The organism is Erwinia sp. AK-PDG3-5, assembly GCF_056821705.1.
The window spans coordinates 2,797,443-2,810,630 of record NZ_CM165967.1 but is presented as its reverse complement, the minus strand read 5'-3'; the positions used below and the strand labels follow the sequence as shown (position 1 = coordinate 2,810,630).

General features: G+C 53.6%; 14 protein-coding genes. 10 read left to right on the top strand and 4 right to left on the bottom strand.

Annotated elements, in window-relative coordinates:
* The first annotated feature begins 88 nt into the window (after positions 1–88).
* The 7 genes from AC1UKS_RS12930 to AC1UKS_RS12900 are packed head-to-tail and all read left to right on the top strand — an operon-like array spanning position 89 to position 5,164.
* Positions 89–442, top strand: a complete 354-nt coding sequence (locus tag AC1UKS_RS12930) for a cupin domain-containing protein (protein ID WP_482433923.1) — start codon at positions 89–91, stop codon at positions 440–442.
* Entirely contained in the window at positions 442–1,206 is a 765-nt protein-coding gene (locus AC1UKS_RS12925; RefSeq protein WP_482433921.1) for a glycosyltransferase family 2 protein, read from the top strand. Before AC1UKS_RS12930 ends, AC1UKS_RS12925 begins: the two co-directional genes overlap by 1 nt.
* A 37-nt stretch (positions 1,207–1,243) precedes the next feature.
* Entirely contained in the window at positions 1,244–2,260 is a 1,017-nt protein-coding gene (locus tag AC1UKS_RS12920; RefSeq protein WP_482433920.1) for a WavE lipopolysaccharide synthesis family protein, read from the top strand.
* A gap of 32 nt (positions 2,261–2,292) precedes the next feature.
* On the top strand, positions 2,293–3,135 hold the full coding sequence (locus AC1UKS_RS12915; protein WP_482433918.1) for an ABC transporter permease: 843 nt from the start codon (positions 2,293–2,295) through the stop codon (positions 3,133–3,135).
* Positions 3,132–3,842, top strand: a complete 711-nt coding sequence (locus AC1UKS_RS12910) for an ABC transporter ATP-binding protein (RefSeq protein ID WP_482433917.1) — start codon at positions 3,132–3,134, stop codon at positions 3,840–3,842. The genes AC1UKS_RS12915 and AC1UKS_RS12910 overlap by 4 nt, the downstream gene beginning before the upstream one ends.
* A 33-nt stretch (positions 3,843–3,875) precedes the next feature.
* Positions 3,876–4,508 carry a PI-PLC domain-containing protein gene (locus AC1UKS_RS12905; protein ID WP_482433915.1) on the top strand — a complete coding sequence of 211 codons (633 nt, stop codon included), beginning with the start codon at positions 3,876–3,878 and terminating at the stop codon, positions 4,506–4,508.
* Positions 4,505–5,164: an HAD family hydrolase gene (locus AC1UKS_RS12900; protein WP_482433913.1), complete on the top strand. Its 660-nt coding sequence runs from the start codon at positions 4,505–4,507 to the stop codon at positions 5,162–5,164. Before AC1UKS_RS12905 ends, AC1UKS_RS12900 begins: the two co-directional genes overlap by 4 nt.
* A 285-nt stretch (positions 5,165–5,449) precedes the next feature.
* Here AC1UKS_RS12900 and ychF read toward each other — a convergent pair whose 3' ends face one another.
* A complete protein-coding gene (gene ychF, locus AC1UKS_RS12895; RefSeq protein ID WP_482433911.1) occupies positions 5,450–6,541 on the bottom strand; it encodes a redox-regulated ATPase YchF in 1,092 nt (363 codons plus the stop codon).
* A 353-nt stretch (positions 6,542–6,894) separates the two neighbouring features.
* Here ychF and AC1UKS_RS12890 point away from each other — a divergent pair, with 353 nt between their 5' ends.
* Together AC1UKS_RS12890 and AC1UKS_RS12885 are read left to right on the top strand one after the other, a co-directional pair.
* Entirely contained in the window at positions 6,895–8,376 is a 1,482-nt protein-coding gene (locus AC1UKS_RS12890) for a SulP family inorganic anion transporter (protein ID WP_482433909.1), read from the top strand.
* A gap of 254 nt (positions 8,377–8,630) precedes the next feature.
* Complete coding sequence (locus AC1UKS_RS12885) at positions 8,631–9,284, top strand: EAL domain-containing protein (protein WP_482433907.1); 654 nt, start codon at positions 8,631–8,633, stop codon at positions 9,282–9,284.
* Between the two features lie 213 nt (positions 9,285–9,497).
* Here the strand turns inward: AC1UKS_RS12885 and pth are convergent, their stop codons facing one another.
* A complete protein-coding gene (pth, locus tag AC1UKS_RS12880) occupies positions 9,498–10,085 on the bottom strand; it encodes an aminoacyl-tRNA hydrolase (protein ID WP_482433905.1) in 588 nt (195 codons plus the stop codon).
* Positions 10,086–10,360: 275 nt separating this feature from the next.
* On the opposite strand from pth, the gene ychH reads away from it, so the two are divergent.
* A complete protein-coding gene (gene ychH, locus AC1UKS_RS12875; protein ID WP_482433903.1) occupies positions 10,361–10,642 on the top strand; it encodes a stress-induced protein YchH in 282 nt (93 codons plus the stop codon).
* 40 nt (positions 10,643–10,682) lie between these two features.
* Here the strand turns inward: ychH and AC1UKS_RS12870 are convergent, their stop codons facing one another.
* Positions 10,683–11,852: a GGDEF domain-containing protein gene (locus AC1UKS_RS12870; RefSeq protein WP_482433901.1), complete on the bottom strand. Its 1,170-nt coding sequence runs from the start codon at positions 11,850–11,852 to the stop codon at positions 10,683–10,685.
* A gap of 268 nt (positions 11,853–12,120) precedes the next feature.
* Positions 12,121–13,068, bottom strand: a complete 948-nt coding sequence (gene prs, locus AC1UKS_RS12865) for a ribose-phosphate diphosphokinase (protein ID WP_013201847.1) — start codon at positions 13,066–13,068, stop codon at positions 12,121–12,123.
* Positions 13,069–13,188 lie beyond the last annotated feature (120 nt).

Below are 13,188 nucleotides of genomic sequence, written 5' to 3'. Positions count from 1 at the left end.
TCTCAAGCCAATGGGATATCTGAAGTTTGCTTAAAAGTTATGTGATCGAATTGATCTCATCACGTTGAACGGAGTGGGGTGATCCCCGATGAAAAAAATATCCTCTCAGAACATGTGTCGCAGCCGGCTGGCCGATATGAAAGGTGGCTGGTTTGTGGGCGCTTTTTCACCGGCCGCCTTTAATACCTCCGATGCAGAGGTGGCGGTACAGCGTTTTCCCGCGGGTTATCACAGCGGTTATCACCACCACAAACTGGCCACAGAAGTCACTCTTCTGTTGTCTGGAGAAGCCAGGATGGGCGGCGAGCTTCTGCTCGCGGGTGACATCATTACGTTGGCACCCGGCACTTCTGCATCCTTTACCGCGCTGACGGACTGCGTAACCGTGGTCGTGAAACACCCCGGCGTTCTGAACGATAAATACTCTGACGAGACAGCCTGATGCTAAACATTGTTATTCCAATGGCCGGACTGGGCAGCCGCTTTATGAATGCAGGCTTCACGGATCCAAAACCCTTTATCCGCATCAACGGCGTGCCGATGATAGAGCTGGTAATCAGGAATTTGCGGCCTGCGTGCCGTCACCGGTTTATATTCATCTGCCGTCAGAACCACCTCGAACGTTATGATTTTCATCGCCGTTTGCATGAGCTGGCACCAGATTGTGAGGTTCTGGGAGTGCCCGGCGTCACCGAGGGCGCCGCCTGCTCTGTTCTGCTGGCGTCAGATTTTATCGATAATCAGCAACCCCTATTGATCGCCAATGCCGATCAGTGGGTGGAGGTGAATATCGATCGCTTTCTGGACCAGGCTGAACGCGGCAATACGGACGGCATGATCATGACTATGCCGGCAACCAGCCCTAAATGGTCCTATGTCAAACGTGACAGTGCCGGGCAGGTTTGTCAGGTGGTGGAAAAAGAAGTGGTATCAGAAGAAGCCACGGTGGGTATCTATCATTTTGGTCATGGTCATCACTTTTGCACAGAAGCGCGGGCGATGATTGCCGCTGACGAGCGCAGTATGGGCGAATTTTACGTCGCGCCGGTCTACACACGCATGTATAACGCCGGCCTCACCGCGATCGAAACCTGCAATATCGGTAGCGGGATGCATGGTCTGGGCACGCCGGAAGATCTGGCGGCCTTTCTTAAAAGCCCCGCACTGGCACTGGCAGTTAATAACGTCCGCGAGGCGGTAGCATGAACCCCGTGTTCTGCATAATGCACGCAAGGAGGGGCGGGTGAAAAACCTGAGTATCATTTTTCAGGGGCCAGCAGCAAACGCTGATGGAACGATGTGCCCGCAGGTCTATGCGCATTTGCGGCGTACACGACAGCTATTTCCCCACGCTGAAATCATTCTTTCAACCTGGGCGATGGCGCCTGAGCGGATGGCGTGGTGGCAGGTAAGTCTGGGGGTGCTGAAGGTCCGTTTGGTCTTGAGTCCGGATCCCGGTTCGCAGGTCTACACCGTCAAAAAGGCCAAATACATCACCAACGTTAATCGTCTGCTAATTTCCTCGCGTGCCGGGCTGGCAGAGGCCACCCGACCGCTGGCGGTCAAACTCAGAACCGACAGCAGCCTGACCAGCAGAAGGCTGGAATCATTGTTAAACCAGCACGTGGTTTGTGACGTTCCGCCGGTGCCGCGCGATCCGGCCTTCACCATTTTTCGTTCCCGGGTCATCAACGCCGATTGGTATGCCCGTGATGCTCGCGGCAGCTTGCCCTATCTGTATCACCCTGGTGATATCTTTCTGGCAGGTTTAACCGAAGATTTGCGGCTATTTTTCAGCGCGCCGCTGGCCGGGGCCGACATTTTTCACCCATCAGCAATTGCTGGACTCAGCTGCCCGTGGCGCTACGTGCCAGAGCAGTGGTTCTGGATTAATGCCATCTACAAGACTACGGGCGAGTGGGTTTATAACGGCAACTTTGAACATGATGAGCAAAACATTGTGGCGTCTGAACAAGCCTATCTGGCCAATTTTGTGCCGTATTCCGCGCGGACCCTTGGCTTTCAATGGAGCAAATATTGGCGCTGCTATCCATTGCGAGGAATGTTTAGTGTCTGCACGCATCGCCGTTGGCTGCGTCTTGCAGCCCGGACTGAAGGCAAGCGCATCCACCGCATTTCGGGCATCGCCGACACGATAATGACGGCAATCTGGCGTGGCGGTTACCGTCTGCGAAATCTTTTACTGCGCTTTTCCGCAATTCGACGTATTGCGATGCGACTTTTTGTGCATCGCCGGTAATCACTGTTCATGAAATCGGGAGGGGATAGTTTATGAAGGATATAAGCAAACCATCCAGCGATGGGTTTGTCTCGGCACCGGGAAGCCGCGAAACAATGCGCGAGCTGTGGCAGGCACGTCATCTGGTCAGTCAGCTTGTCTGGCGAGATCTCACCGTGCGTTACCGTCAAACCTGGCTCGGTTGGCTATGGGCGGTTTTGAATCCGGCAATGAATATGTCGCTCTATTACGTGGTCTTTGGCCTGATGGTTAAATTTCGACCGCGGGAATATCAGGCGCCTTATGCGCTGGTACTCCTTAGTGGGTTGGTTATCTGGATGCTGTTTGCCGCCACGCTGAATGCCACCAGTGAAAGTCTGCTGAACAATCTGCACTTGATTAAGAAAATCTGGTTCCCTCGAGTGGCACTCACCGTAGCCGCTTGTGGCGTGAGTCTGGTGGATTTCACGCTGGCACTGATTTGCCTGCTGTTGTTGCTACTGGCTTGCGGCATTTTCTGGTCGCCTCTGCATCTGCCGTTGTTGATTGTCTGCGGATTGATGACCGCGCTGTGCGGCTGGGGCGCAGGCTGCATCATGGCGTTACTGCGCCTGCGTTATCGCGATGTGCGTCATCTGATGCCACTGCTGATCCAGGGCATGTTCTATGCCACGCCGGTGGTATGGACGCCAGGCCTGTTGTCAGATCGCTGGCAATGGCTTGAAATGCTTAATCCGCTTGCCCAACTGATTGCGGCGTTCCGACATGTGCTATTACACGGGCCGGCACCGTCCCCCCTTGCGCTGATGACGGCAATGGCCGGTAGTCTGGTGCTGGCCGCTGCCGGATATGGATTTTTTGTCCGCTTTGAACCGGGGGCGACAGAGAGAGAATGATTATCTTTGAGCACGTCTCCCGCCAGTACGTTGCGACGCAAAACACGGGAACTACGTTGAGAAGTGCACTGTCATTTCGCTCTCCTCCCGTCAACCCTGCATTTGTTGCGTTGGATAATGTCAGTTTTCATCTTAAGCAGGGCGAAGCGTTAGGGATTATCGGGCGCAACGGCTCCGGGAAATCGACATTGCTAAAGTTGCTAACCCGGGTAATCCGGCCTTCTGCCGGACGTATTACCGTCAATGGCAAAATTTCTTCATTACTTGAAGTGGGGGCAGGTTTTCATCTTGATCTGAGCGGCAGGGAAAATATTTATCTGGCAGGGACCATTCTGGGGATGTCCCGGAGGGAAATTGCCAGCCGGGTGAACGAAATCGTCGATTTTTCCGGTCTGTCAGGCTCTATTGATTCGCCGGTGCGGACCTGGTCTTCCGGGATGAGTCTGCGGCTGGCGTTCTCCATTGGCGTGCATCTGGACAGCGATATTCTGGTGATTGACGAGGCGCTAACCGTCGGCGATGTCGACTTCCAGTCGCAGTGTATGGCACGAATTCAGGACTTCCGTCAGGACGGTGGCACTCTGGTGCTGGTCAGTCATGATGAACGTCAACTACGTCAGGTTTGCTCGCGTGGGGTGGTTCTGGACAATGGGCGCATGGTAGCCGATGGCGATATCGTTAAGGCGCTGGCACATTATGCGGAATAGTCTGAAGTTAAACAGTAAATGAGGAAGTAGGCGATGAATTTTCTGGCGCACCGCGGCCTGTGGCAACGGGAAGAAGATAAAAATAGCCGCCAGGCTTTTGGCAGAGCATTTCAGGCCGGTCTGGGGGTGGAAATAGATATTCGCGATCTGAACGGAGTGCTGGTGGTCAGCCATGATATGCCGCGTAATGGCGCGTTGACCTTCGCTACGGTATTGGGCGACTACGTTAATGCAGGGCGGCCGGGTACGCTTGCCATTAATATAAAGTCTGACGGACTGACCGCACCACTCCACTGTTTGCTGACATCCCACCAGGTGGTCGATTATTTCTGCTTCGATATGTCCGTCCCGGACACGCTGCCTTATCGCCAAAGGGAAATGCCTTTTGCTGTCAGGCTGAGCGAGTATGAACCGGAAGGTCCGCTGAGTGAATGTGCCAGCATCGTATGGTGGGATGCCTTCAGCGAACAGACGTTACCTACAGATCGTTTGGCGAACTGGCTGTCGAGGGGAAAACGCGTTTGTCTGGTTTCACCAGAGCTGCACAGGCGATCGCCGGAAGCCTTCTGGCAGCAGCTAGCGGCGTTGCCACCAGCGATACGGCAGAATCATAATTTAATGTTGTGTACCGATCACCCGGTACTCGCAGAGAGGGCTTTGTCATGATCCAGATCCGCGGCGTGATTTTTGATATGGATGGTGTGCTTATTGATGCGCGCGAGTGGCATTACACTGCGCTGAACCGCGCGTTGGGCCTGTTTGGTTTTGCTATTAGCCGTGAAGCCCATCTTCGTGAGTTCGATGGTCTGCCCACCTATGACAAGCTGCAGCGTTTATCCGCAAACCAGGGATTGCCATTGACGCTGCACGGATTCATCAATGAGATGAAACAGCGCTATACGTTGCAAATGGTCACCCGTCTTTGCGCGCCGGTGCCGGCACATCATCAGGCGCTTGCCGGGCTGAAAGCACAGGGTTACCAGCTTGCCGTCGCGTCCAATTCTGTACGCGGCAGTATTGACCTGATGCTAGAAAAAGCCGGGCTGAAAAAATACCTTGGGTTCACGCTGTCGAATGAGGATGTCGAAAAGGGGAAACCCCACCCGGAAATTTACCACAAGGCGATATCCCGCATGGGATTGATGCCGGAAGAATGTGTAGTGGTGGAAGACAATCCGCACGGCATTGCCGCGGCAGTAGCCGCAGGGGCACATGTTTTACGCGTGGCAGATCCCTCTGAAGTATGCCTTTCACGCATAACCGATTTTATTCGTCAGAGAGAAGCGGGGTCTGATGTGCCAGCCGACTCTCACATATTCTGATAGCCATCCTGCAGGGACTGATAACAGGTCGAGCCAGTTAAATATTTCTGTCGCAACGCTTAGGTGAGCATAACGATTATTTGTCTATTTATTATGCCGTTATTGTATTCACCTGGCATTAAGATGGAAGTCTGATGTACTCACCTAAGTACTCAATTTTTTACTGTGTTTCTACGAAACCATTTGAGACGCTATGAAATGAAAAATCCACGCCATGGCGTGGATTTTAGAAGGGTTTGCCGCCTTGATGAGGTTTACTGACACCCATCAGACAACTTAAGTGCTTTAGACGTTAAACAGGAAGTTCATCACGTCGCCATCTTTAACGATGTACTCTTTACCTTCTGAGCGCATCTTGCCGGCTTCTTTCGCACCTTGCTCACCCTTGCAGGCGATGTAGTCATCAAAGGCGATGGTCTGCGCGCGGATAAAGCCTTTCTCGAAGTCGGTGTGGATCTTACCGGCAGCCTGTGGCGCGGTGGCACCTACCGGGATAGTCCAGGCACGTACTTCCTTCACGCCCGCGGTGAAGTAGGTCTGCAGGTTCAGCAGCGAGTAACCGGCGCGGATCACGCGGTTCAGACCGGGCTCTTCAATACCCAGCTCGGCCATAAACTCTTCGCGGTCGGCATCTTCCAGCTCGGCAATATCAGACTCAACGGCGGCACAGACTGGCACCACCACGGAACCTTCTGCTTCGGCAATCGCGCGCACGATGTCGAGGTACGGGTTATTTTCAAAACCGTCTTCGTTTACGTTGGCGATATACATGGTTGGCTTCAGGGTCAGGAAGCTCAGGTAGCGGATGGCCGCTTTATCTTCGTCGCTCAGATCCAGCGCGCGCAGCATGCCAGCTTTTTCCAGATGCGGCAGACATTTTTCCAGCGCGGCCTGTTCAACTTTGGCGTCTTTGTCGCCGCCTTTGGCTTTCTTCTGCACGCGCTGCAGAGCACGTTCACAGGTATCAAGGTCGGAAAGCGCCAGTTCGGTATTGATGGTTTCAATATCGTCAGCCGGGTCGACTTTATTATTCACGTGGATGATGTTGTCGTTTTCAAAACAGCGCACCACGTGGCCGATCGCTTCAGTTTCGCGGATGTTGGTCAGGAACTGGTTACCCAGGCCTTCACCTTTCGACGCGCCTTTTACCAGGCCGGCGATATCCACGAACTCCATGGTGGTCGGCAGAATGCGCTGTGGCTTAACGATGGCCGCCAGCTGATCCAGACGGGAGTCAGGCATTGGCACTACGCCGGTATTCGGCTCAATGGTACAGAACGGGAAGTTAGCTGCTTCGATGCCCGCTTTGGTTAACGCATTGAACAGGGTGGATTTCCCGACGTTTGGCAGGCCCACAATACCGCATTTGAATCCCATGTTTGAATCACCTTAATTGCTTGATAACCAATGAGCCAGACAACTCACCGGTGTTATTAGTTGGTTACTGCTAAAAGTTACCGCGCATTATACACGGAATTATGCGGCAAATGACGTTGATTTATGCCCAGCCGTTCAGGTTTAGGGTTGAGATCTGCCTCACAATTCCCGATACTGACTTAACTTTACAGCTGACGGAGAACGCCGCAGATGCATCGCTTGCTGCTTACGCCACCTTAAGACTTCCCTTGCCAGCAACGCCTGTTGCGCCACTCGTCTCTCTGACGAGCCTCTTTGCGCCCGTTCTTCCGCGGTGCAGGATTTCACCTGATTAATGATAACTGGAAATTTTAATGTTTAATCTGAGCAAGCTCAGGGCGAGTGACGTCAAAAATGACGTGCTGGCCGGTGCCGTGGTGTCTGTCGCGCTGATCCCGGAAGCGACGGCCTTTTCTCTGCTGGCCGGTCTGTCACCGACCATCGGTCTGCATACCGCCTTTATTCTCGGGCTGGTCACCGCCTTCTTCGGCGGCAAGCCTGGGATGATCTCCGGCGCGGCCGGGTCGATCATCGTGGTGCTAATCAGCCTGATTACCCAACACGGCTACGAGTATGTGCTGCTGGCGACCATCCTGGCGGGACTGATCCAGCTGGCGATTGGCGTGCTACGACTCGGTAAGTTTATCCGGCTGGTGCCGCAACCGGCGATTTATGGGTTCGTTAACGGGCTGGCGATCGTAATTATGCTGGCGCAGTTCCCGATGATTAAAGGGCAGGGGCCAGTGATGTATGCGCTGGTGGCGCTGGCGATGATGATTGTCTGGCTGTTCCCGAAACTGACCAAGGCGATCCCCGGTTCGCTGGCGGCGCTGATTGTCATCAGTGCGATTGCCATTGGTTTTGGTCTGGATACCAAGCGCGTTGGCGACCTGGCGAATATCTCCGGGTCACTACCATCCTTCCATCTGCCGACCGCGCCATTAACCTGGGACACCCTGAAAATCGTGCTGCCGTATGCGGTGGTGATTGCGCTGGTGGGGCTGATTGAGTCGCTGCTGACGCTGGCGGTGCTGGATGAAATGGGCAGTAAAAAGGGCGCCGGCAACCAGGAGTGCGTGGCGCAGGGCATCGGCAACACCATCTGCGGCTTCTTCGGCAGCTTTGCCGGCTGTGCGATGATCGGTCAGTCAATTATCAACTTCACTTCCGGCGGGCGCGGACGCATCTCCAACCTGGTCGGTGCGGTCCTGCTGATCCTGTTTGTCATTAGCCTGTCCGACTATATCGCACTGCTGCCGGTGGCGGCGCTGGCGGGTATTATGTTCGTGGTGTGCATTAACACCTTTGAATGGAGCTCCATTAAACGGCTGAAACGCATGCCGAAAGCCGATGCGGTGATTATGATCGCGGTAACGCTGGTGACCATTTTCACCGACCTGGCGATGGCGGTGATCTGCGGGGTGATTATCTCGGCGCTGGTCTTTGCCTGGCAGCATGCGCGCATCACCATTATCGCGCAATCAGAAAAAGAGGGCGAGAAAACCTACCGTCTGGAAGGGCCGCTGTTCTTTGGTTCCACCGCCAGTTTCCAGGAACTGTTCAATCCGCAACAGGATGCCGACAGTGTGGTGATCGATTTCGCCCGCACCCGGGTGATGGATTCCAGCGGCGTGGAAGCAATCGACAAGCTGACCGCTCGCTACCTTGAAGCCGGTAAAAGCCTGCGTCTGCGCCACCTGAGCGAGGATTGCATCAGCTTGCTGCGCCAGGCCGGGCCATTCTGCAGCCATGAACTGGACGATCCGGATTATAAAGTCGCCAGTAATGATGCCTGAGTCATGAAGGGGTTGCCGGGCCTGCCGGCAATCTTAAAGATTCCAATACGGTCAAAAAATCCTGACCATCAACAAAACGTTGAGAACGATAAAAATTGTTGCCAGGGGTGACTAAACTGTAAAGCTGCCGCTGGACCTGCCGATAACGTTAAAAATCGTCGTATTGATTCGCTGTTTTACAGAATAAGCATCTATGTTTTATCTGTACGACGATTTTTAGCATTGGCAGGACGCCAGAACATTGGCATGAAGGCATGATACATAATTACAACTGTGTTCCTATCCACACGCTTAACGGTGAACTGATCGCACTCGATCTGACGCCTGGCGAAATGGACATTGATTCGGGCACTCCGCTGGTCGATCAGCTCGATCCGGAAACCCTTTTGCTTAATCAATTGCTCACCATTGAGCATTACGCTGACTATTTCCAACAACACGGCTTGCTGTGCTGCCTGACGATCGATTTCCAGCTGGCTAAAGTGGTCAGCCAGTCGGCGTTTATCCAGCAAATCCTCAGCCATTTGCCGTTTATCCGTCTGAAACTGTCAGAGGATTTCCCGAACCTGCACGATGGTCCGAACAATCCACTGCTGCGGACGCTGATTGAACAGCTCAACATCCTGTGGCTGGATGATTTAGGGGCAGGGGACGCGAACCTGAATGCGCTGCAGTCGAAAATGTTTGAGGCGGTAAAACTCGATCGGCAGTTCTTTCTCGATAACGTCACCAAACCCTGGTTCAGCATCCTGATCGCCAATATCCGCCAGTACACCAATCGGGTGATTGTGGAAGGGGTTCAAAGCGAAATCCAGCTGGGGAAACTGGCCGAAAGCAAAATCTGGGGCGTTCAGGGCTACTTCTTGCCGAGGGTGGCGCTGAAAGAATTGGGCCAAGCCGACGACTAATCTTTCCTTTGACCTGTGCATCCCCCCAATTTGCCAACATCTCAGAGGCTACAGGGTGGTGCCACAGGGCGCGTTAGCCGGGTGTATGCCGCAGGGATGCGGCATCCAAGCCCCCAGGGATGGGTTCACGGCGTCCCGGATAACGCGCCCTGTGGTAACGCCGGGTCACCAAACCCGGTCTTGACCTTAAGATCACCAAACCCGGTCTTGACCTTACTCAGCCTTAAAACTGTGCAACCGGTTCATCGCCTTTAAGCGATCTTCCTTCAACCACACCTCGGTACAACGCGCGGCTTCATCAATAGCATTATCAATTAACGACTGCTCGGCTGCCTGCGGCTTACCCAACACAAATCCCACCACCTTATTGCGATCGCCCGGATGACCAATGCCAATTCGCAAACGGTGGAAGTTAAGATTGTTGCCGAGCTTGCTGATGATATCTTTTAAACCATTGTGACCGCCATGACCGCCACCCTGCTTGAACTTCGCCACGCCCGGCGGCAAATCTAACTCATCATGCGCCACCAGAATCTCTTCCGGCGTAATCCGGTAAAACGTGGCCATCGCCGCCACCGCTTTACCGCTCAAATTCATAAAGGTGGTCGGAACCAGTAAACGGACATCTTCGCCGCCGATATTCAGACGTGCGGTGTAACCGTAAAACTTACTGTCTTCTTTTAACGCTTGATTGTGACGCTGTGCCAGTAAATCGACGTACCAGGCACCGGCATTATGACGGGTGGCGGCGTACTCGGCGCCGGGATTGGCAAGGCCCACAATCAGTTTAATGCTGCTCACTTGTCTGTTTTCCTGAAGAGTGCGGTGAAGAAGGGGGCTAGTGTACGTTGCCCGGCTGAAAACGCAAAATCCCCCACCAAAACGTGACACACGCCGCAATAGTTCACATCCGTGATAATGCATTTTCTATAAGAAATCAGCAGCTTGTGCGTAAAGAAATGTCAAACTTTTAGCAACAAATGTGATCTGTCCCGCACCAACATAAACATCCATTGCATAAACTTATGACATTCGGGCACAGGACAACGCCCTTATCTGGAAACTGGAGGGGAATAATGAAACGTAAACATGCCAATCTTACCGGTAATTCTTTAATGGTGTTGGGCCTGGTCGTAATGGTGGCGGGCGTCGGTTATTCCGTGCTGAATCAGCTTCCACAACTGCAATTGCCTCAGTTTTTGGTTCATGGCGCCATATTCAGCATCTTTATCGGCGCACTCCTTTGGCTGGTGGGCGCACGTATCAGTGGACGGGAAAAAGTCACTGACCGCTACTACTGGGTACGCCACTACGATAAACGCTGCCGTCGCAGCACCGATGGCCCTAGCCACCATTAATCCCGTTAAAAACGCCTCTGTTCAGAGGCGTTTTAATCCTTTATCCCGCCACGCCTGACAGCACCTCCACTTCGGTTGCTACAAAACGCGTCACCCGGTTACGCCCTAACGCCTTTGCCTGATACAAGGCTTCATCAGCGGCGACCATTAACGTCGGTATCTGATGGTAAGCACCCTGCGCGGTGGCCACCCCAATACTCACCGTGTAATTCACCCCTTCCGGATGGGAATGCTCCACCGTCTGACGGATCTTCTCGGCATACCGCAAGGCATCGCGCTCGCTGGCCACCAGAATCGCCGCAAACTCTTCGCCGCCTAATCGCGCAAAATGACTCTGCGCCGGCAGGGATTGCTGCACCTGTCGGCAAAAATCAATCAGCACCAGATCGCCCTGACTGTGACCAAAGCGGTCATTGATGCTCTTAAAATGGTCCAAATCGAACAGCATAATGGTTAGCGGCTGCGCCGTTTTATCACACAGGCGAGCCAACGCTTCGCCCTGCTCAAACAACGCGCGACGGTTCCAGACGCCGGTCAGGGGATCGAGCAACGAGGCATTCTTATACTTGATCTGCGTGCGCTCATTGACCATTGCCAACATGGTAAAGGTCAGCCCGATCACCATCATGATCGACTCCAGAATGACGTAAACCGAAAAGGTCGAACCGCCAATCGCGCCATGAAACGGACTGGGAATGCCGCCATCCACCACCGCGCGCGTCAGGTGGAACAGCAGATGGATCCACAACAACAGCTGGGCCGGCCAGTAGGTCACCGGCAAGGTGGCCCGCGAACGGTGCAACTCAATGATCATCCAGCCGGTGTAAATCACACACAGCAGACACACGGCCAGAATGCGCATCGGCATCGAGTGATAAAACGTCGACCACTGACATAACACCAGCCACACCAGCGGCCCGGCCAGCCATAACCAGCCGCTGCGCGCCCCGCGAAACGCCCGAAACGACATCACCAGCAGACTGTAGGCCAGCATCACCAGCAAATTGCCCACGCCGACCGGCAGAAACAGACTGCCGTTGCTGCGCAAACTGCTCAGGAACACCGCAATGATGGTGATCACCAGTGCCAGACACTGAAAACCCAATACGCGATTATATTGTGAGCCTTTCCATGCAAACACCATGATGATGCTGAGAAAAAACAGCACATAGAGCTCGCAAACAAACAGGGTATAGACGTCCAGCGTCATCTTAGGATTATTCCTGGTGGAATCATTCAGGCAAAATATCATTAATAAATAGCGGCCAAAAGAGCTGGCTGGCGGGAAAGATAAAAAATAGTTGCGAGAGATGACAATCAGGACTAAAGGGCGGTACAGAAGGGCTGACAACAGAGACAATCGCCGGGGAAGACAGGAGCCGGACCTTTAGATTGTTACGAAAGTGATAAAATAGGTTAACGGATTTGGAATAATTGGTTGGGGAAAAAGAGGGACGGGCGAACCCGTCCCTTCGCTATCAATGCTCGAACATCGCAGAGATAGACTCTTCATTGCTGATGCGACGGATCGCTTCAGCGAGCATGCCAGACAGCGTCAACGTACGCACGTTTGGCAGGGCTTTGATCTCTTCCGGCAGCGGAATGGTGTCGCAAACCACCACTTCATCAATCACGGAATTACGCAGGTTTTCCACGGCATTGCCGGAGAAAATAGGGTGCGTGGCGTAAGCGAATACACGCTTGGCACCACGCTCCTTCAGCGCTTCAGCAGCCTTGCACAGCGTTCCACCGGTGTCGATCATGTCATCCACTAATACGCAGTCACGGCCAGCGACGTCACCGATGATGTGCATCACCTGTGAAACGTTAGCGCGTGGACGGCGTTTATCGATGATCGCCATATCAGTGTCGTTCAGCAGTTTAGCAATAGCACGGGCGCGTACCACACCGCCGATGTCCGGGGAAACCACAATCGGATTCTCCAGGCCAATCTGCAGCATATCCTCAAGCAGAATCGGGCTACCAAATACGTTATCAACCGGGACGTCAAAGAAGCCCTGAATCTGTTCAGCATGCAGATCCACAGTCAGTACGCGATCGACACCTACGCTGGAAAGAAAGTCAGCAACCACTTTGGCCGTGATGGGTACACGAGCGGAACGTACGCGACGATCCTGACGGGCATAACCAAAATACGGGATTACGGCAGTAATACGGCCAGCGGATGCACGGCGCAGGGCATCTACCATCACAACCAGTTCCATCAGGTTGTCATTGGTAGGGGCACAGGTGGACTGGATGATGAAAATATCACCACCGCGTACATTTTCATTAATTTGTACGCTCACTTCACCATCACTGAAACGACCGACGGCGGCGTCGCCCAGGCTAGTGTAAAGGCGGTTGGCAATACGTTGTGCTAGTTCGGGTGTTGCGTTACCAGCAAAAAGCTTCATATCAGGCACGAGAAGAACCTCAGGCTTTGCGTCCAGAGAATGAACATCATCGTTAGCGGCACTGGGCGGAATACCGTAACGACGGTTTCATACGGGTATAGTCATCTACGTGCAGCATCAGGAACGTGG

What these genes read in the sequence shown, in the direction of transcription:
- AC1UKS_RS12870 (WP_482433901.1), bottom strand. Translation starts at nt 11,852, where the DNA reads ATGACGCTGGACGTCTATACCCTGTTTGTTTGCGAGCTCTATGTGCTG.
- AC1UKS_RS12900 (WP_482433913.1), top strand. Translation starts at nt 4,505, where the DNA reads ATGATCCAGATCCGCGGCGTGATTTTTGATATGGATGGTGTGCTTATT.
- ychH (WP_482433903.1), top strand. Translation starts at nt 10,361, where the DNA reads ATGAAACGTAAACATGCCAATCTTACCGGTAATTCTTTAATGGTGTTG.
- AC1UKS_RS12885 (WP_482433907.1), top strand. Translation starts at nt 8,631, where the DNA reads ATGATACATAATTACAACTGTGTTCCTATCCACACGCTTAACGGTGAA.
- AC1UKS_RS12905 (WP_482433915.1), top strand. Translation starts at nt 3,876, where the DNA reads ATGAATTTTCTGGCGCACCGCGGCCTGTGGCAACGGGAAGAAGATAAA.
- ychF (WP_482433911.1), bottom strand. Translation starts at nt 6,541, where the DNA reads ATGGGATTCAAATGCGGTATTGTGGGCCTGCCAAACGTCGGGAAATCC.
- AC1UKS_RS12930 (WP_482433923.1), top strand. Translation starts at nt 89, where the DNA reads ATGAAAAAAATATCCTCTCAGAACATGTGTCGCAGCCGGCTGGCCGAT.
- AC1UKS_RS12890 (WP_482433909.1), top strand. Translation starts at nt 6,895, where the DNA reads ATGTTTAATCTGAGCAAGCTCAGGGCGAGTGACGTCAAAAATGACGTG.
- AC1UKS_RS12910 (WP_482433917.1), top strand. Translation starts at nt 3,132, where the DNA reads ATGATTATCTTTGAGCACGTCTCCCGCCAGTACGTTGCGACGCAAAAC.
- AC1UKS_RS12925 (WP_482433921.1), top strand. Translation starts at nt 442, where the DNA reads ATGCTAAACATTGTTATTCCAATGGCCGGACTGGGCAGCCGCTTTATG.
- AC1UKS_RS12915 (WP_482433918.1), top strand. Translation starts at nt 2,293, where the DNA reads ATGAAGGATATAAGCAAACCATCCAGCGATGGGTTTGTCTCGGCACCG.